The 18,220-nt window shown below is 42.5% G+C and carries 14 protein-coding genes and 1 pseudogene; 10 read left to right on the forward strand and 5 right to left on the reverse strand.

What is annotated here, in order from left to right:
• The 4 genes from ACSLUK_RS00245 to ACSLUK_RS00260 all read right to left on the reverse strand — a co-directional run bounded on the left by ACSLUK_RS00245 (position 1) and on the right by ACSLUK_RS00260 (position 5,703).
• Positions 1 to 1,308 (reverse strand): N-acetylmuramoyl-L-alanine amidase, encoded by a 1,308-nt coding sequence (locus ACSLUK_RS00245; protein ID WP_448546476.1) that lies wholly within the window; start codon positions 1,306 to 1,308, stop codon positions 1 to 3.
• Positions 1,309 to 1,589: 281 nt separating this feature from the next.
• On the reverse strand, positions 1,590 to 2,417 hold the full coding sequence (locus ACSLUK_RS00250; protein WP_448546477.1) for a hypothetical protein: 828 nt from the start codon (positions 2,415 to 2,417) through the stop codon (positions 1,590 to 1,592).
• Between the two features lie 106 nt (positions 2,418 to 2,523).
• Positions 2,524 to 2,709: a hypothetical protein gene (locus ACSLUK_RS00255; RefSeq protein ID WP_448546478.1), complete on the reverse strand. Its 186-nt coding sequence runs from the start codon at positions 2,707 to 2,709 to the stop codon at positions 2,524 to 2,526.
• A gap of 165 nt (positions 2,710 to 2,874) precedes the next feature.
• The gene (locus ACSLUK_RS00260) at positions 2,875 to 5,703 is read right to left on the reverse strand and encodes a TonB-dependent receptor (protein ID WP_448546479.1); all 2,829 of its coding nucleotides are present in this window, start codon (positions 5,701 to 5,703) and stop codon (positions 2,875 to 2,877) included.
• Between the two features lie 342 nt (positions 5,704 to 6,045).
• Between ACSLUK_RS00260 and ACSLUK_RS00265 the strand changes: the two genes are divergently transcribed.
• The 10 genes and pseudogenes from ACSLUK_RS00265 (at position 6,046) to ACSLUK_RS00310 (ending at position 16,642) form a co-directional block, all read left to right on the forward strand.
• A complete protein-coding gene (locus ACSLUK_RS00265) occupies positions 6,046 to 6,924 on the forward strand; it encodes a helix-turn-helix domain-containing protein (RefSeq protein WP_448546480.1) in 879 nt (292 codons plus the stop codon).
• Between the two features lie 193 nt (positions 6,925 to 7,117).
• On the forward strand, positions 7,118 to 7,573 hold the full coding sequence (locus ACSLUK_RS00270; protein ID WP_448546481.1) for a hypothetical protein: 456 nt from the start codon (positions 7,118 to 7,120) through the stop codon (positions 7,571 to 7,573).
• 75 nt (positions 7,574 to 7,648) lie between these two features.
• A complete protein-coding gene (locus tag ACSLUK_RS00275) occupies positions 7,649 to 7,948 on the forward strand; it encodes a hypothetical protein (protein ID WP_448546482.1) in 300 nt (99 codons plus the stop codon).
• Positions 7,949 to 8,223: 275 nt separating this feature from the next.
• Positions 8,224 to 10,326: a glucosidase family protein gene (locus tag ACSLUK_RS00280; RefSeq protein WP_448546483.1), complete on the forward strand. Its 2,103-nt coding sequence runs from the start codon at positions 8,224 to 8,226 to the stop codon at positions 10,324 to 10,326.
• A gap of 80 nt (positions 10,327 to 10,406) precedes the next feature.
• The gene (locus ACSLUK_RS00285) at positions 10,407 to 12,404 is read left to right on the forward strand and encodes a glycoside hydrolase family 97 protein (RefSeq protein WP_448546484.1); all 1,998 of its coding nucleotides are present in this window, start codon (positions 10,407 to 10,409) and stop codon (positions 12,402 to 12,404) included.
• A 476-nt stretch (positions 12,405 to 12,880) separates the two neighbouring features.
• A pseudogene (locus ACSLUK_RS00290) lies at positions 12,881 to 13,963 on the forward strand (Na+/H+ antiporter NhaC family protein).
• Positions 13,960 to 15,171 (forward strand): trans-sulfuration enzyme family protein, encoded by a 1,212-nt coding sequence (locus ACSLUK_RS00295; RefSeq protein ID WP_448546485.1) that lies wholly within the window; start codon positions 13,960 to 13,962, stop codon positions 15,169 to 15,171. Before ACSLUK_RS00290 ends, ACSLUK_RS00295 begins: the two are co-directional and overlap by 4 nt.
• Before the next feature lie 23 nt (positions 15,172 to 15,194).
• A complete protein-coding gene (locus ACSLUK_RS00300; protein ID WP_448546486.1) occupies positions 15,195 to 15,734 on the forward strand; it encodes a tryptophan 7-halogenase in 540 nt (179 codons plus the stop codon).
• Positions 15,735 to 16,011: 277 nt separating this feature from the next.
• Positions 16,012 to 16,347 (forward strand): type II toxin-antitoxin system RelE/ParE family toxin, encoded by a 336-nt coding sequence (locus ACSLUK_RS00305; protein ID WP_448546487.1) that lies wholly within the window; start codon positions 16,012 to 16,014, stop codon positions 16,345 to 16,347.
• Positions 16,337 to 16,642: an addiction module antidote protein gene (locus tag ACSLUK_RS00310; RefSeq protein ID WP_448546488.1), complete on the forward strand. Its 306-nt coding sequence runs from the start codon at positions 16,337 to 16,339 to the stop codon at positions 16,640 to 16,642. The genes ACSLUK_RS00305 and ACSLUK_RS00310 overlap by 11 nt, the downstream gene beginning before the upstream one ends.
• A 331-nt stretch (positions 16,643 to 16,973) precedes the next feature.
• On the opposite strand, the gene ACSLUK_RS00315 is transcribed toward ACSLUK_RS00310, so the two are convergent.
• The gene (locus tag ACSLUK_RS00315) at positions 16,974 to 17,705 is read right to left on the reverse strand and encodes a hypothetical protein (protein ID WP_448546489.1); all 732 of its coding nucleotides are present in this window, start codon (positions 17,703 to 17,705) and stop codon (positions 16,974 to 16,976) included.
• Positions 17,706 to 18,220 lie beyond the last annotated feature (515 nt).

Raw genomic sequence — 18,220 nt, forward strand, 5'->3', positions numbered from 1 at the left:
TTAGTTTGGCTGCATAATTTTTAATGTTTGACCAATTTGCACCACATTCGACGTCAGATTATTGGTGTCTTTTAGGTGATTTACCGTCACTTTATAACGTTGCGCAACAACAGACAGAGATTCACCGCGTTTTATCTTGTGTTCAATCACTCTTGGCTTCGACGCGATTAATGAATTTTGTGGTGGATTACGAGTGAAATAATTATTTACCGCATTATCTATCGCCTTGGCAAGCTTGCGTTGATGATTAGGGCTATTAAGGTTTTTCTCATCATAAGGGTTAGAAATAAAACCCGTTTCAATTAACACCGAAGGAATATCCGCGGCTTTGAGCACTGCTAAACTCAAACCTTCAGGCTTTTTCTTATGCAGCTTTGTCACTGTTTTTAGCTCTTTAAGCACATCGGTGGCGAACTCGTAGCTGCTTTTCATGGTATGTTCTTTTTTCATGTCAGCCAATGTAATGGCTAAGTTTGTATCTTTGGTCTTTTTGATCGTTTCACCAGCGCCTCCTAACAATTCAGACTCTTTCTGCCGGTTCGCTATGAGGCGAGAAAATTCTGAATTGGCTCTGCGCGGTGATTGCACTAAAACCGACGCACCACGTGGTTTTGAGGAAGTGAATGCGTCTGCGTGGATTGAAATAAGCAAGTCAGCTTTGTGTTCACGAGCAACTTTAGGTTTACGATCATGACTCACATAATAATCGCCGGTGCGGATCATCACGGCTTTCATGCCCTGACGCTTATTAATCATTTTTGCTAATTTTTTGGCAATAGCCAAGGTGACTCTTTTTTCGTAACTGCCTTTATAGCCAATTGAGCCAGGATCTTCACCTCCATGGCCAGCAACTATGGCGACAACAATATCGCGCATTGCATCGTCATCGGCTTGTGAAACTGTGTTTTTTCTCTCTTTGTCGTGAAGATCTACGACCAAGCGGTTACCGTATTGTCCAACAGGGTCTAGCGGAAAAACCGTTAGCTGGTAATTATCGGCCAACTCCAAAACGACACGGGTCGAACCACTATTTTTAGGCGTACTGGTGCGAATTCTTTTTATTCGATGATCGTCTTTCACAAGGTTTTTAAAGGATACGAGAGATTTACTGTCGTAAAAATCAATCACTAACCGTTGTGGAGAAGATAAGCTAAAGTATTTGTAATTGGGTTTTTCGCTGAGATCAAAAACAACCCGCGTACTTTCAGGGGCTGGCCACACACGCACACTGTCTATACTGTTGCTCGCATATGTCGCCATGCAAATCATCAGTGTGAAAAAGGCGAATACGGATTTGAATATACGCAAAATATTTTTCTTATTTTTGTAATTGGTATTCAACTCAAGCCCTTAGGTCATCATAAGTTACTATAATGCCAATTGATTTATCGACGAATATTTTCTTGATTAGACTACTGAATATATCTTCTTTAGTCACTGAAATCATTAATATCAAACTAACGCTTTGGCCTCAACCGCTAATTTGTAAATGAATTCAACAGGTAAGAAATGAGAATAAATTTGTATTAACAATAAGTCATGAAGTGATCAAAGAGAAGATGACAGCAACGGGGCTGTCATCGGTGTTACTATTCACACATATCTAATGCTTGTTCGCGTGCTGAGCAGGCGAGAAATGCTTCGGGGGTAATACCGACGTAATTGCCGTTACTCACCACTTTGCCTTGGATGATGTCTTTGTACCAAGTCATCCATGGGTAAGTATATTGGTAAGCGCCAGCCGCGTGTACAACTTCGTTATTATGTGCTGGCATTGTATAGCCGCGGCCTTTGAAGAATCCATTGCCGTTTACTTCAGCTACAGCGTGTAACCACTCGTGAATAAACATGCCAGGATCGCGTTCATCTTGTTTAGAATAGTTGATGGCGTTTACTATGTTGTCCCAGTAACGAATGGTGACGTAGGGGGCTTCAACAGACAAGGCATCGTAGTCAAACCAGCCTATGCCTCTAAACTGCCCTAAATAGCAACTTTGCTCTGTTGCACCACCAGCCTCTGTTAAAACATCGCCGCCGCGAAAGAATGTGACAATAAAGTCATAATCGCCCTTATTAATGTTATGCAGTGTTAAGTAAGGTTCGAGTTCGGTAGGTGTCAATAACGATTCATGGTTTAACGTGACAACTTCTTCATTGATATCAATGCGATCATACGTCCAGTCGACGGTGTTGAAGCTATATCCTTGAAGCCGCTGTTCAAAGCTCCACTCCAAAAACGCAAATCCTGCATCAAGTTGTTCTGTCGTGTATTCACTGATACATTGTTTGTCTGGTGCTTGAACGCGGTTAACCCCTATGAATAGAGCTTTCCAGTTTTTTGGTGTCTGAAGGTCATCATGGGTTAAATTGAATGTAGAGCCATTGCTGCTTTCACTCACTATCAGTGATTTTTTCAAGTAACCTTGCGTCTGATTTAGGCCAATGCCTATCGTATGTTCACCTGATTCAACAGCGATTTCTGCGGGCGTGGTCTTGCCTGTATATTGTCCATTAAGATATATATCAGCTAAGATATATATCAGCGTCTGATTCAGGTGCTGATACGGTGATCATAATGGCATCGTTACCTATATCTGGTACTTGTGGTGCTGCTTGGTTGTTGCCACTTTCACCACCGCCACCACAACCTGTAATGAATAGGCCGATAATGGCGATAAGTGAAAAATGCGTAATTTTGGAACTGTTCATATGAAGTGCCATTTTTTCTGGGTAAATGAGATAGTTTATAAGTGCTGACGATCTATATTAGGAGAAAAGGGGCCCGCTTCAGAGAGGCTGCGGGCCAATGAGTTTAGCGTATCTATAAACACAAAATGGTTTAGGTGATACAGCTTTTCCCCAAACTAAATCGCGCTAAAAATTAAAGCGGATACCAGCGCGGTAATTACGTCCCCAACTTGATATGTAATCAACGTGTCCTTTGTCGCCGTTTAAGTAACGCACGTAGTCAGGGTCGAGTAAGTTGTTTGCGTCGAACGTGACCGTGATGTTTTCGCTGATCTCGTAACTTGCTTGGAAATCCAATTGTTTCCATTCATCCACTTCCAATGTCTCGCGTACATAACCGCCCACTTGATTTGACCAGTAACTTTGCGTACCTAAGCTGTACTCATCACGATAGTTGTATGCAAGAGTAATTGTTAAGCCATGTTGTTCGTAAAAGCCGACCAAGTTGTATTGATGTTTCGACAAACCGACAAATGGTAATTGCACACACTCTGAAACACAGTCACCTTCCTCGTTAAAATTGCCAGAATACTCACCTGACTCACTGTTGTTGTAGGTATAGTTTGCTGAGATACCAAAGCCTGCTAGATAGTCAGGTAAGAACTCATCAAAGGTTTGCAGCCAGTTAACTTCGTAGCCGCGAATGGTTGATGCCTTGTTCTTATCATTTTCTGGGCGAGTCACTTCAAACTCAACGCCTGCGACTTGTTCAAGGTTTGACTGGTAGGAAACAAAACCATGTAAATCTTTGTAGAAAGTGGCGAAGTTCAACGTGCCACTGTCGCTGTAATACCACTCGATTGTTGTATCTAATTGGTCAGCATAGTATGGCTCTAAACCCGGATCATTTTCGTACATGTAGTTCTTAGGAGGTGAACTACTTTCGTCCTGCCAGATTGAGGTAACCGGAGATAGATTGGTTAACGGTGGGCGAGAAATGGCCTGCGATAGCCCTAATCTGAAGACTAGGTTGTCAGTAAGTTCCAACTTACCGTTGAAGCTTGGCAGCCACTTATCGTAGTCACCGGTGAATTCAACAAACAAAGAACCTTCTTTAGCAGCGTCAGTTAATAACCTATCTTGGTCAAAAGCAATGCGTGCGGGGTCTTGCGAATAGCCCCAAGAGCTGACATCAGTACGAACATAACGTAAACCTGTGTTAATCATCCAAGGCATACCCGCGATTTCATCTTCTAAAACTAGCTCTGCATACGCATGTAGCGTTTCTTCTTTTACGCCATAGGTATTACCGCCTTGTAAACTCGGGCGTAAGGTGAGGTTTTCATCAAACGCTTCTGCGTCGAGTCCGCGTAGATAAGCAAATAGGTTATCTATGTCAATGCCGCCCCACGATTGCGGCACATTTGCACTGGTGTTACCCATGAAATTACTAAAGTTACCGGCGACGATAACACCATCAGGCAAAGGCCCCCAAAGTGGGTTACCGTTGATGTTGACCATTTCACTTTCTGGTGCATCGATAATACCTGGGTTTTCTCCGTTGCGTATGGCGTAAGCGCTGGCGTTATTTTGGTTCCAATATGTCTTACCCTTGTCTTGCATGTTATAGCCAGCACCAAACAATACTGATTTGACTATGCCGTCGTTAGGTTCGTAGGTGCCGTCGAATAGCATGTTGGCTGTTTTGTCTTTGACTTTGTCGCCATCAATGCGGTTGTACCAAGCACCATAATCCAAATTTTCATCCAGTACGGTACCGCCAAAGTCAATGTCTGGCACTTGCGTACCGTTGTCCCAGTTGATGTTTAAGGTATCAATTGCTGTACGCACAACTATCCAGCTAACGCCAGCAGACTTATCTTCTGCTTCAGAATAGGCGGCATCAAAATTAAACGTGAAGTTGTCATAGAGGTAGTTAACGTTTAAGCCCACTTGAAAGGCATCACTATTTCTCGGGTGTTGATTTTCGAGTAGCTCAGCAATGGCGGGTGAATCTAAATTACCCGGTTCGCCAATCACTAAGCTGTTACTGTGACCATCAGCACCATAATTAACTTCCTGAATGTTCTGCAAATTAGTGCCTTCGAATAAGGCCAATGAAATCATGTTACCAGTAGATACGATTTCGTACTTGGTGTACAAAGCATCGAAATTAATGTCCAAGTCGGAGGTTGGCCGCCACTGCAATGCCATGGTGGCACCTGTTCGTTCACGCTTATCTGTACTTACCATAATATTGGGCCAGCTAGGAAAACGACCCGTATTGTTAGGATCGCCACCTTCAATCAACTCGCCTTCATGCCATTCATGCCAACCCCATTGTGCTGAGTGGCTGTCAAAGCGCGTAAACGACGACGTATGATTGGCTGAAAATAGTATGCCGAGTTCGTCATCGTGAAAGGTTTCGCTAACCAAAAATGACGCCTGAGGATCGGTTTCACCAGCGCGCTCGTTATAGTATCCCTCAATAGAGCCCGCAACACGGCTGCCAACATCAAGTGGCTTTAACGTATCAATGTTAATCACCGCGCCAATTCCGCCTTCTGGCAAGCTGGCACGTTGTGTTTTATTCACTTGAATTCCACCGATAAGTTCTGCGGCGATTAGGTCATAGTTAAAGTCACGGCCAACCGTTTCAGATGCCATTTTACGACCATTAAGCGTGGTAACATTGTAGTCACCGGTTAGGCCACGGACGGTAACGGTTTGTCCTTCACCATTGTTGCGGTTAACACTGATACCCGGAATACGTTGTAGTGCTTCTGCAACGTTAGAATCGGGGAACTTACCTATGTCTTCGGCGACGATTGCATCGACAATATTGTCGGCAAGTTTCTTAATTTCTTGTGCTTCCTTGAGTGAACTCAAAACTCCTGTAACTTCAATGACCTCAACTTTTTCTTTGTCTGTTTGTGTTGGCTCGCTTGCCTCTTGTGCCGAGGCTGTGGTCGCAAAAGCCGCGCTAATTGCGTATGCTAAGTATGACTTCTTCATGACTAACCCTTTGTTTTATATTTATTTAGTTATTGTTTTGATTGCTTCGAATATCGTTGAACAGGTGAACAGCGATGACTTCATAAACGCCGCTAGAATTTGCATTTATGCGCTATTTATATCGCTATAGTTAAAGGGTTAGCCTCTCGTAAACTCCGGTATTGTTCCTGATAAATAACTCGTTTAACGAGATCTGATGCGAATTAGTTCTGTGTCTATTGAAATCGTGTGACTTCCCAAAAATGCTTTTTTTATTCCCAAAAAGTAACCTCTTGTTGAATTGGTAATGAAATGTAGTACTGTGTGAGAAAATGTCACAAGTTTGTACGCTTGGGGGAACAGATGTTGGACTGGGTCGGCAAAATTGCCTTTAGTGATAATAGCAGCCCGTTAGAAGCTCAAGGTCAGGAAAATCAGTTTGGTTTTAGACGCTTAGCGCCTAAAGTGATGCCAAAAAGTCACTGGCATGGTCACATTGAAATAAACTATTTATTTAATTGTTCAGCTGACTATTTGATAAACGGTAAAAAGATCAGCGTACCTGAAGGTCGAATGTTACTGTTTTGGGCGTCGTTTCCCCATCAAATGATCGCGACAGAAGGTGATGGTGAATTGGTCAACGTGTACGTACCGTTGCAATCATTTCTAACATGGAAATTACCCGACGAGTTTGTCAGCCAGCTGCTATATGGCGAAGTGATCGTTTCTAACAGCCTGTACCACTGCGATGAAGAAATCACCCGAATTTGGGAGCAGGATATCGCTCGTAATGACTACACGCGCACGGCAATGGTGATAAATGAGATTCGTGGCCGTATCAGGCGAATGGCAATTGAAGATTACAGCACCTTTGATTTGGCCAACCGTTCAATAAAAGAAGGCAGTAAACCGATTGTGAGTGGTTTATCGCATATTCAAACGATGTTGCGCTATATCGCAGATCACTATGACCAAAAGATTACGATTGAAAATGTCGCTAACTCCACGGGCTTACATAAGAACTACGCAATGAAGTTATTTAACCGTGTCATGCGGGTGTCTATTAAGCAATATATCAATCAATTGAGATTACAACATGCGCAATCGATGTTAGTTGATACTGACAACCCCGTACTGGATATCGCGCTTGCTGCGGGCTTTGGTTCGGTGAGCCGATTTTATGATATTTTTCAGCGAGAATTTAATATGTCGCCATTAGAATTTCGTCGTAGTGTGCTCTAGCTCGTGGATGTATAAACTGTATTTTTGTCAAATGGCCTAACCCCTTTATATCAATATAGTGATATTTGCATAATTGATTTATCAAAGACCGCTAACCCCCTTGGAGTTGATGAGATTAACTAGTAAAGTAATAAGCGTAACTGTTTGAATTTATGACAATCAGAATGTAAGTACTAAAAATTAAGGATAATAAATGAAAAACACACTGTTGCTCCTTCCATTACTATTTTCTTCTTTTGTTTCAGCAAATAACTTCGAAACGCAAAAAGCACAATGTATTGATGCAGCGAATATTGTAAAAAATCAAGATTATGAAGCGTTTAAGCAAATTGCACCTTTAAAAGTTCGTGCAGAAGAGCAAGCCATAAAACGACTCGTTGACAAGCAAAATGACAAATATACAAAGTCGCGATATGCGGGCATCAAAAACTTTTTAATTAAGGATTTTGAGTTGGTGGAAGAGCCACAAAGCCATCGCGTATCGGTTGTTAGAAGAAGCGTTGAAAAATGGCAAGCAAGCCAAGTGTTAAAAGTGAACTACGCATTTGATACGACAGTGGTTAGAACCAACAAAGAGCAATCTGTAGGTGGCTTTTGCCTTTTTGCGTTGATAGATGATGCTTGGTACATGACCAACTTGCTAAAATAACCTCATCGGTGTGTTTTTCAACGATTAAGTTCAAAAAAAGTGGGGCCCAATGAAACCTTTTGGTGTTTATTGAATATGGAAGTAATCGAGCGTGTAGAAATACTTGAAAACGGTCAGTTGATATTAGTATTAGCTAGCGGTGGAAGTTCTAGTTATCAATATATCTATCGCGAAGCCGCAGAAGTAAAGTGGGATAACAACCTAAAAGCATTTACTTCTCCGCCACCGCGAGAGTGGAGTCATTCTGATTGGTTTCATCACATATTCAAAGTATGCAAAAACTGTAATATTAATCTTGCTATAAATAATCAAACAACCTGGGCTAATATTTCAAGTAGTGTCAAAGATGAAATGCTTGCGAGTGTAAACACCTAATAAAAGACTATAACGGTGAAAGTCCGCTTCCAATACAAAAACGCCACTCGCTAAACCCTTGTAATCAGCAAATCTAATAGCGGTGAGGGCAACGCTATGCTTCAATACGAATTAATAGCATTCGTTAAAAATCGATCGCATAGGTCAGTAGGTTATTTATTGGGAATACTTGTTCTCTTTTTCGTAAGTTTATCGTTACCTATTCATGCTTCAATGAGGGTAAATTAGCTAACTAAGAAGTTAGCCGTACTATGAGAAATAAGAAGAGAAACGTTATGCGCTTGAAATATTTAGCTTCATTAATTCTATTAGCTCCTTTAGCTGCCTGTAATCATAGCAATGTGGCTGAAACATCTTCTGCCCCAAAACCTGAAATTGCACCTGCAACGTCACCTGCATCGGCTACTGTATTAGATAGCTTAGCCAATACATTACAAGATCGCTGGCAACTCACTGATGCTGGTTTAATTTGGCTAGTGAACGATAGTCACGAAGATCATATTGAATTTAGTGGCGAGCAAGTCTCAGCGATTATTTATTATGGTAGCGATGCTAATGGTCAGTTAACGTTGAAACGCAAGTTGGTATGGCCAATGTTAAGAACGATCCCAAATGACACCCATGCCAGCCTTATCCATGATTTTCCAAAAGCGATTTCTCCACAAATTGCGATTAATGGCGTTGCTATTGCAAATGAACAATTAACTCAGGTCCGTATCGATGGCACGCTGACGCTTAAGAGTCAGCTAAGTGAGCAAGTATCACTCAGTCGTACCTTAGCACCCAGTACGACCGAGGCAATGATGGTTGAACGCCTCACATTTACCAATACTGGCAGTCATCCGGTTAAATTGTCGTTAGATGCGCTCAACTACTCGCACAAAACAAAAGAAGAGTTAGGGGGTTATGGGATTTACCACATTCAAGCTACGTCCAATGCAGTTGACGAATTAGTGTTGGCCGCGGGCGACAGTACATCGATTTATGTTGATTATAAAGCGACGAAAGCAGGTCAAAATAACCAGTTTGATGGAGAGATAGAGCTTGCAAAACGCATCGCTTATGTGGATTCATTAAAGCAAGATCTGCAACTTGAAACGCCAGACCCAATCATTAACAAGATGTTTGAGTTTGCCAAGCTTCGTGGTGCAGAGTCGATCTTTCGTACTAAAGGTGGCTTAATGCATGGCCCAGGTGGTGGTCGTTATTATGCCGCTATTTGGGCGAATGATCAGGCTGAATATATCAACCCATTCTTTCCATTCTTAGGTAACGAAAACGGCAATGAATCAGCGATTAATAGCTTTCGACATTTCGCACGTTTTATGAATGACGAAGGACGCTATATCCCTTCTTCTATTATTGCGGAAGGCGATGACTTTTGGGATGGGGCTGGCGATCGCGGTGATTGTGCGATGATAGCGTACGGTGCAAGTCGATTTGCCTTAGCGTATGCCAATCCTGAGCAAGCTAAAAAATTACTACCGCTGATTGATTGGTGTATTGATTATAGCTATAACAAGCTGACCGCAGACGGTGTAATTGCTTCAGACAGCGACGAGTTGGAGGGGCGCTTTCCGGCAGGCGACGTTAACTTAAGTACCAATATGCTGACCTACGGTGGTTTGCTCTCTGCGAGTTATTTAAATAGCGAACTTGGCCGAAATAACATTGCAAAAGACTATCAGCAACGCGCAGAAACACTGGTCAAACACATTGAAAAGTATTTTGGTGCCAATGTTCAAGGCTTTGATACGTATCAGTACTATCAGGGTAATGACAAGCTAAGAGCCTGGATTGCGTTGCCGTTTACGTTTGGTGTTTTTGATCGAAAAGAAGATACGCTGGCTGCATTGTTATCTGAGCACCTTTGGAGTCCTGATGGCATTTACTCAGAGGCAGGAAACAAAACCTTCTGGGATCGCGCTACACTTTACGCGTTTAGAGGTATTTTTAATGCGCAAGAAACGGACACCGCCATGCGCTATTTCAAATATTACTCGCGTAAACGGTTGCTTGGTGAACACGTGCCGTATGCGGTAGAAGCTTGGCCAGAAGGGAACCAACGTCATCTATCGGCAGAAAGTGCTTTGTATGCGCGTGCTATCACCGAAGGCTTGTTTGGTATCGAGCCAACTGGGTTCAACCGCTTCGATGTTGCACCGTACCTACCGACAGGGTGGAACAATATGTGTTTGAATAATGTTCGCGCCTTCAAGAGCAATTTCAATATTTGTGTTAACAACAAGACGGCCAATAGCGCGGGCAAAGCTGGCAATAGTGATGCTGAGCAATTTGAAATTACCATTCGCCCACATCAAGGGAAAGTACAGACTATCGAGTGGGATGGAAAATCCCCAGTTAGTGTAAACCTATAGCGTTAATTTGACCCAAAACAATGCCAATTAATGCGGTGTAATGCCGCATTAGTTGGCAGCTTCCACAAGAGATAATTGTCATGTTTTCATTGCTACGAATTGCCTTAGTCGTCGTACTATCGCTCTCTTTTTCCTGCTCGCTGTTAGCAGCTCAATATAAAATTGCTTCACCAAATGGTCGGTTGGTTGTCACTGTTACTTTAGACGAAGGTATCAACTATTCAGCCAAGCTTGGTGACAACGCTTTACTCAACGATGCCTATGCCGATATGTCGATTCAGGGGCTGAGCTCGTTGGCTCAGGCGAATGTCATAGATGAAAACAGACAACGAGTTAATCGACGAATTACTCCACCAATTAAGCAAAAATCGGCGGAAATCGTCGAGCAATATCATGAACTGACGCTGGCCTTCGATAATGAGCAAAGTATTAGTTTCAGAGTGTTCGACGAGGGATTTGCATACAGATTCGCAACCACGGCTACGGGCGAAATTGTTGTGACAGATGAACAAGCGACGATGCGCTTTGATGATGATCATCAGGTATTGTTTCCGCAGGAAAGCAGCTTTATTTCGCATAATGAACGATTGTACTTACCGAAAAAACTGTCACAAATCGAATCTGCGCAATTTGCTAGCTTGCCATTGTTGGTTGATGCTGGTCACAGCAAATTAGTGATTACCGAAACTGGGCTTCGCGCTTATCCGGGCATGTGGTTAGCTGGCGGTGACAACAGCAACGAAAATCCATCAGCGAGCTTGAGCTTAAATGCTATTTTTCCTCAACACGTACTGGCAGCTGAATCAAAAAATGGCTCTGATCGAAATGAGAACATCTTAAAACGCGCCAGCTACCTTGCTAAAAATCAACTGAGTGAAAACAGCAATGGGCGTGCGTTTCCATGGCGGGTATTTGCGGTAAGCGAACAGGACGCGCAACTACTCACTAATCAATTAACTTATTTGCTGGCAGATGAAACTGCAATTGATGCTAGTTGGGTCAAACCGGGTAAAGTCGCTTGGGATTGGTGGAACGCTAATAATCTTTATGGTGTTGATTTTAAAGCGGGCATTAATACTCAAACCTACAAACATTACATAGATTTTGCCGCCGAATTTGGACTGGAATACATTATTCTTGATGAGGGCTGGCACCACCTAGACAACGTATTGTCGGTGGTTGATGAGATTAACGTGCAAGAGATCATCGACTATGGCAAACAAAAAAACGTTGGGGTGATTTTGTGGGTAATATGGAGAACATTAGATCAACAGCTCGCACCTGCGTTAGACACCTTCGCCAAGTGGGGAGCTGCTGGCATTAAAGTCGATTTCATGCAGCGCGATGACCAAGCCATGGTTGACTATTACTGGAAAGTGGCGGAAGAAGCGGCAAAACGACAACTGCTGGTTAACTTTCATGGTTCGTATAAACCCGCGGGGCTTCGCAGAACTTATCCTAATGTGATCACCCGTGAGGGCGTGCGAGGGCTGGAGCACAATAAATGGGCGGATTACATTACCTCTAAGCATAACCTAACATTACCTTTTATCCGACAGCTTGCTGGTCCAATGGACTATACACCGGGCGCTATGGTGAACAGCCAACCGGAAAACTTTCAGGTTAATTTTAATCGCCCAATGAGTAAAACAACGCGCGCCCACCAAGTAGCGCTCTATGTGGTATTTGAGAGTCCGTTACAAATGCTGGCTGACAGTCCATCAAACTATCTCAAAGAGCGTGAAACAACAGAGTTTATTAGCCAAATCCCCACAGTATGGGATGAAACTGCTGTGCAATCAGCCAAACTCGGTGATCACATCATTATCGCGAGACGAAGCGGTGACGATTGGTTTATTGGCGTGATGGGAAATGCGAAAGTGCGAGAGTTCACGATTGATTTATCTTTCTTGGGTCGTGGAGATTATCACATGGTGAGTTTTAACGATGGCATCAATGCCGCGCGCTATGCGAGTGACTATCGAATTAATGTAGAACAGGTTTCGCGTAAAGATCGCCCTAGTATAGTGTTGGCTCCCAACGGTGGCTGGGCCGCTAGGCTCACAAGAGTTAAATAGGCCAGCGCGTGTCAGCACAGGAGTTGCTCATGAACAAACAAGGTGAAAACGCTAAGCAGCCTTCATTGGCGATAGCCTTGTTTGCGGTTGCGACGTTATTGGTCGTCGTGATGTATGGCCTAATATATCGGCCTCACTTTACTGAGCATGCAGCGTTTCCGTTGGAAATCGTATTCTTATCTGCAGCCGTGATGCTCATCGCAGGGCTGTTGGTGATGGGCTACGATTGGCAAGATATCTTGCAGGCGATTACGCATAAACTGGCGCGGGCAATTCCGACGTTATTGCTACTGTTTGCCATTGGTCTGCTCATCAGTAGTTGGATGATGTCGGGCACTATTCCGATGCTGGTTTATTTAGGTCTAAGTTGGATAAATATTGATTATTTATATGTTGTAGCCTTTGTTCTGCCGATTATATTTTCGTTGTGCACAGGCACGTCTTGGGGGGCAATTGCCACTATTGGTCTTGTTGTTATGGCGGTGGCGACGGTGGTAAATGCGCATTTAGCAATTACCGCAGGGGCGATAGTGGGAGGCGCGTACTTTGGCGATAAACTCTCGCCATTGTCCGATACCACGAACATTGCTGCGATGGCGGTCGGTGTTGACCTTTATCAGCATATTGGTGCGATGTTATACACGACATTGCCTTCTGCACTATTGTCGCTTGCTATTTTTTATTGGCTAGGCGGTGTTTATCCCGCAGACATAGCATACTCGGGCAATGGTGTGCATGCATCTTTGTCTACGAATAGTGAAGCGCTGAATGTGGATATCTTGCAATATACATTGGATGCGATTTCACAACTCTTTATTTTGCATTAGTTGCTCTTGGCGCCACCTGCAATTATCTTGCTTGGCGCATTTTTCAAGAAGCCACCATTGCCAACGTTAATTGTATCTACCGCCGTTGCGTGTTGTCTGGCACTCGGTATACAGTCGCTTGCGCTCGATGATGTTGTTCAGTCTTTATATCAAGGATTTAATGTGACCATGGCACGTCACGTTGATGTGACGGTTGATGAACATGTTACGGTACTGTTTAATCGTGGCGGTTTGTATGCTTTGCATCAGCCTGTGGTGATCACTATGTTAGTGTTTATTTATGTTGGCGCATTAGATTGTATTAACGCAATCCCAACAATCATCAATCGGTTATTAGATAAAGTGCAGCGTCCAGCAACATTAGTGTCATCCTCGTTAATCGCATCTGCCGCAACGAACGCCATGACATCAAGTCAGTATGCGAACAGTTTTATTGTTGGAGAGACATTTGCCAAGAAATACGACCAACTGGGTGTGCCTCGAAAAGTACTATCACGGTCACTGGAAGATACTGGCACTATGATTGAAAGCCTTGTGCCGTGGAGTACAACTGCCGTATTTGTTTATGCCACCTTGGGCATTTCAGTGGTGGATTACTGGCAGTGGCAATGGCTGTCGTTAATCAACATTATGCTGGCCTTTTCGTTCGCTTGGTTGGGCATTGGTCAGTTTCGTAATTCTCACTCCGGTAAAGAACCGTCAAGTGTTATCTCAGCAGGAAAACCAACATGACAAAGCCATTTAATGATCAAGCGGGCTATACCAGTCAAACGCAACTCGTGCACGACGAACTTGATACCAAAGATCCTTACGGTGCCGTTGTGCCGCCTATTTATCAAAATTCGCTGTTTACTTTTGATAGTTGGCAAGCGTTGTCACAGGCGTTTGATGACAAGATCAACAATCCAATTTATACCCGAGGCTGTAACCCCACGGTAGTTTTGGCTGAGAAGAAAATTGCCGCACTGGCCAATGGAGAAAAAGCGAAGTTATTCGCTTCAGGCATGGCGGCCGTATCAGCGAGCATGCTGCATTTTTTAAGTGCGGGCGATCATATGATTACCTTGAATAATATTTACGGCCCTGCAATCAACCTTATTAATGACTTTTTGATGCCTAAAATGGGCGTGGAAGCGAGCTTTATTTCAGGCACCAACATAGATGAATTCGTTGCCCATATCCGCCCGAATACACGACTCATTTATCTTGAAAGTCCAACTTCCGCAGTATTTTCACTACAAGATATTGGCAAGATTGCTGAACTTGCTAAACAACACAATATCTTCACCATAATTGACAATACTTGGGCTACACCTTTGTTTCAAAAGCCACTTTCACTGGGGATCGATTTAGAATTACATTCCTGCTCAAAATACTTGGGCGGACATAGTGATATAGTGGCAGGCGTGTTAATTGGTAATGCCAAGCTGATAGACGCTATACATGTGCGCGAATACGAATTGCTTGGCGCAATTATGACGCCAATTGAAGCGAATATGCTGCTACGCAGTTTACGAACACTGTCGCTGAGAATGGAGCGTCATAGCGCGAATGCGCAACGTATTGCAGCATTTTTAGAAGCGCACCCAAAAATCGCCAAGATAAATTACCCCGGACTTATTAGTTTTAGCCAACGCGAATTGGCGAACCGGCAAATGACAGGTTTTAGTGGTCTGTTAAGCTTTCGCTTAGCCACTGAAGATCTCAGCCAAATTCAACAGTTCTTCAACCACTTAAAACTCTTTCAAAAAGGCGTCAGTTGGGGCGGTCATGAAAGCCTTATTTATGCTCCTGCCATTGGTTATCTGAAAGAGCAACCACCAGAGCAGTTTGCCAAAATGGGATTGTCATTAGCGGATATGCGAATTTCAGTGGGGTTAGAGTCTGTTGAAGATTTGATAAACGATTTATCTATGGCACTTGAAACGATCAACTGCTAGGTACCAGCAGGAATTGGGGGCGTATGGCGATAAATAACATCTGTATTATTGGTGGTGGCACAGCAGGGTGGTTAGCCGCCAATCATTTGGGCAGCTCATTAGCCAAAACTACGAGTGAGAATGGACAAAGCCCGCAGGTTCAAATTACTCTAATTGAATCGCCCGATATTCCCACAATTGGTGTTGGTGAAGGTACGGTGCCTACCATTCGCGAGTCGCTAGCGCGCTTTGGCATCAAAGAGAGTGAGTTTATTCGGCGATGTGATGCCACATTCAAGCAGTCGATTAAGTTTATCAACTGGATGGACAATGGCGCACAAGGAGTCGTTCACTCGTTTCATCATTTGTTTGATGCGCCGAGTCCTTTTGGTCATGTTCTCTCCAATTATTGGTTGCAAAATCAAACGAATGCTGGCGTTTCAATTAGCAAAAAATATGCAAAATTAGTGGTGCCGCAGTGGTACAGTTGTGAACGTAATCTTGCGCCGAAAACTGCTGACATGCCTGACTACAAAGGGGCGCATGCCTTCTCACAGACAAGCGCTAGAGGATGTAGCTCTTAGAACTAACATTGAATAATAATGATCTTTCTTAATATATTGAACTACACTTGTTTGTTCAGTATTTAATCGAAAGGAATCGATATGCCACGAAAGCCAAGGATATTTATGGCGGATTTTTCTCGTCATGCAATTCAGCTCCGAAATTGTTATTCAGTTAGTTTTATTGAACATGAAATCTCTGATGGTCATTTTTATTCACGCTATTTATTGGTCGTAATACATTATTCACTCAAATTGATTTTTGTATCCCTTGGGATACAATTGAGTTAGGAGTGGTATGAAAAACACTGTTTTTGAGTACGTCGATGACTCAGGGAAAAGTCTTTATGCTGATTGGTTGAAGAACTTACGGGATAAAAAGGCTAAAGCAAAAATTATAATTCAAGTTGATAAAATGGAACTTGGACTATTTGGCGATGTTGAGCCGATAGGCGATGGATTAAGTGAATTAAGGTTGCATTATGGGCCAGGTTATAGAGTGTATTTCGGTAAAGAGGGTCATCGAATATATTTGCTTTTGTGTGGTGGAGACAAATCTACCCAGTCGAGAGACATTAAGAAAGCAAAAGAATGTTGGAAAAACCACAAGCGGAGAAAGAAAAATGATACGTAATGTAAGACAAACTCATAATGAGTTGTTGCGTGATCCAGAAGTGGCGGCTGAATACTTGAATGAAGCATTTGAAGACGGTGAGCCCTCTGTAATATTGATGGTACTTAGAAATATTGCAGAAGCGCAAGTAGACGGTATTAGCGGTTTGGCTGCGCGATCTCAGTTAGGCCGTGAGAGTATGTATAAGATGCTTTCATCTTCAGGTAACCCCAAATTATCAAGTTTTACTCAAGTAATTCATGGTTTAGGGTTAAAGCTAAAAGTAGAGCCAGATACGGAACACTCTAAGGAATAGCATTTTTAAGAAGTATTATTGTCAGGGATGCTTTTAACCTATGAGGCACCCATAAATATTTACTGTATTTATGAGAAAACACAAAATGGAGATTGATCTTTTTTATAATCCTTTAGATTATCTTTTGTTAGATGATAAGCAGTGTTTGTCATAGTAAAGAAATGTTGGAACTTAACTGACTAGGCATCTAAAAAGTTGACGATGCTGATAGGTGGAAGTCGACCTTGAATCGATTTTCGTTCGAATTCGAAGGCCGACTAAACGATATTATTTTACTGTGCATCTTTACCACTGGCGGTTAGAAAAATGTATTACAGGACCTAATAGTCGATTAATGCTTGCGTCTGCGACATAGCAATCCCAGCAGGGCGATACCTAGAATGCTCATTGTGCTTGGCGCAGAAACGGCGGTTACAGGTTCTTGTTGTGATATTTGTTCGATAGTTAAACCTGAAATGTGATAATTGGAATCCCCACCAGGTACCTGCATTCGCTGGAAATCAAGATTCAATCCAGCATCCGTCGCCACAAAGTCCCATGTACTCAAATACCCTTGAGTTGTACTACTCTTCCAATTGTCTCCTTGATACTCTTCATAAAATTGACCGTCTGAAGATGTAATCGAAAAATTGCGATTATTACAACATTCTGAAAAAAGTAATTGGACCTTATAACTATGGCCACTTAGTAAGTCAAAACTCATAGCTCCCTTATTTACTTCACCAGACCAGATTATTGTACTTAGGATAGACTCTAGCGCGTCGTTATTAGCGCCGGTTCCAATATCGCTTCCAGCACTCCAAGATGCATTCCTATTGAATCCCGCCATTGAAAAGCCATTTGGATTGCTGCCTATCCGTCCGGCTACATTGTCAAAATTTGCGTCGCCAATCGAAACATCACTCGAACCGAAAAAATTCAACGCATAAACAAAGTCACCTTCGAAATCTAGCTGACTACTATCTGTTATCACTATTGGTGTGGCGAAAAGATTTGCAGAACTAAGCAACAATAATGTGCCAGTAATTAATTTATTTATTTTATTTAATCTATTTAGTTTCATGAAACTACCTATGGTTAACTCAAGTCCAATGTATGTAAATTGGACTCAATTTATGCTCTCTACCTCATAGACGAAAAAACTTAGGCTCACCCGCCAAATTAAATAATATTTATGTAAGAAGTGTTAAAAAATGACGGTAGTGTGTGGTGGATTTTATAAATGAAAGGAACCGTTTAATTATCTTTTCGTAATATTTTTCATAGGTCTGTAGTTTTTACTTTTTATAGAAACCACCCTCTATAAATTTCTTACAATATCAATTTTCAAAGGTAACAGGGAATGTATCAATGAGACTTCCATTTAAAATACAGAACCAGTGAGGGACATATAAACCTCCGAAAGACAGATTTCTTGTTTCGATATGAAGGAAGTCTGCATCATAGGATTAGATTCGAATGTCGACCAAGCAATATGACTTTGCCTTGCCTATTTAGCAAACAAACCCCATAAAGAGAGCCACTGATTTTATCCTCTATCAGAGGATAAAATCAGCGAAGTATTTGTTTAGAAAATTG

Source organism: Thalassotalea fusca (assembly GCF_053485835.1).

Coding starts and splice junctions, on each gene's coding strand:
- ACSLUK_RS00255 (WP_448546478.1), bottom strand. CDS start 2,709: ATGAACAGTTCCAAAATTACGCATTTTTCACTTATCGCCATTATCGGC.
- ACSLUK_RS00260 (WP_448546479.1), bottom strand. CDS start 5,703: ATGAAGAAGTCATACTTAGCATACGCAATTAGCGCGGCTTTTGCGACC.
- ACSLUK_RS00265 (WP_448546480.1), top strand. CDS start 6,046: ATGTTGGACTGGGTCGGCAAAATTGCCTTTAGTGATAATAGCAGCCCG.
- ACSLUK_RS00270 (WP_448546481.1), top strand. CDS start 7,118: ATGAAAAACACACTGTTGCTCCTTCCATTACTATTTTCTTCTTTTGTT.
- ACSLUK_RS00275 (WP_448546482.1), top strand. CDS start 7,649: ATGGAAGTAATCGAGCGTGTAGAAATACTTGAAAACGGTCAGTTGATA.
- ACSLUK_RS00280 (WP_448546483.1), top strand. CDS start 8,224: ATGCGCTTGAAATATTTAGCTTCATTAATTCTATTAGCTCCTTTAGCT.
- ACSLUK_RS00285 (WP_448546484.1), top strand. CDS start 10,407: ATGTTTTCATTGCTACGAATTGCCTTAGTCGTCGTACTATCGCTCTCT.
- ACSLUK_RS00295 (WP_448546485.1), top strand. CDS start 13,960: ATGACAAAGCCATTTAATGATCAAGCGGGCTATACCAGTCAAACGCAA.
- ACSLUK_RS00300 (WP_448546486.1), top strand. CDS start 15,195: ATGGCGATAAATAACATCTGTATTATTGGTGGTGGCACAGCAGGGTGG.
- ACSLUK_RS00305 (WP_448546487.1), top strand. CDS start 16,012: ATGAAAAACACTGTTTTTGAGTACGTCGATGACTCAGGGAAAAGTCTT.
- ACSLUK_RS00310 (WP_448546488.1), top strand. CDS start 16,337: ATGATACGTAATGTAAGACAAACTCATAATGAGTTGTTGCGTGATCCA.
- ACSLUK_RS00315 (WP_448546489.1), bottom strand. CDS start 17,705: ATGAAACTAAATAGATTAAATAAAATAAATAAATTAATTACTGGCACA.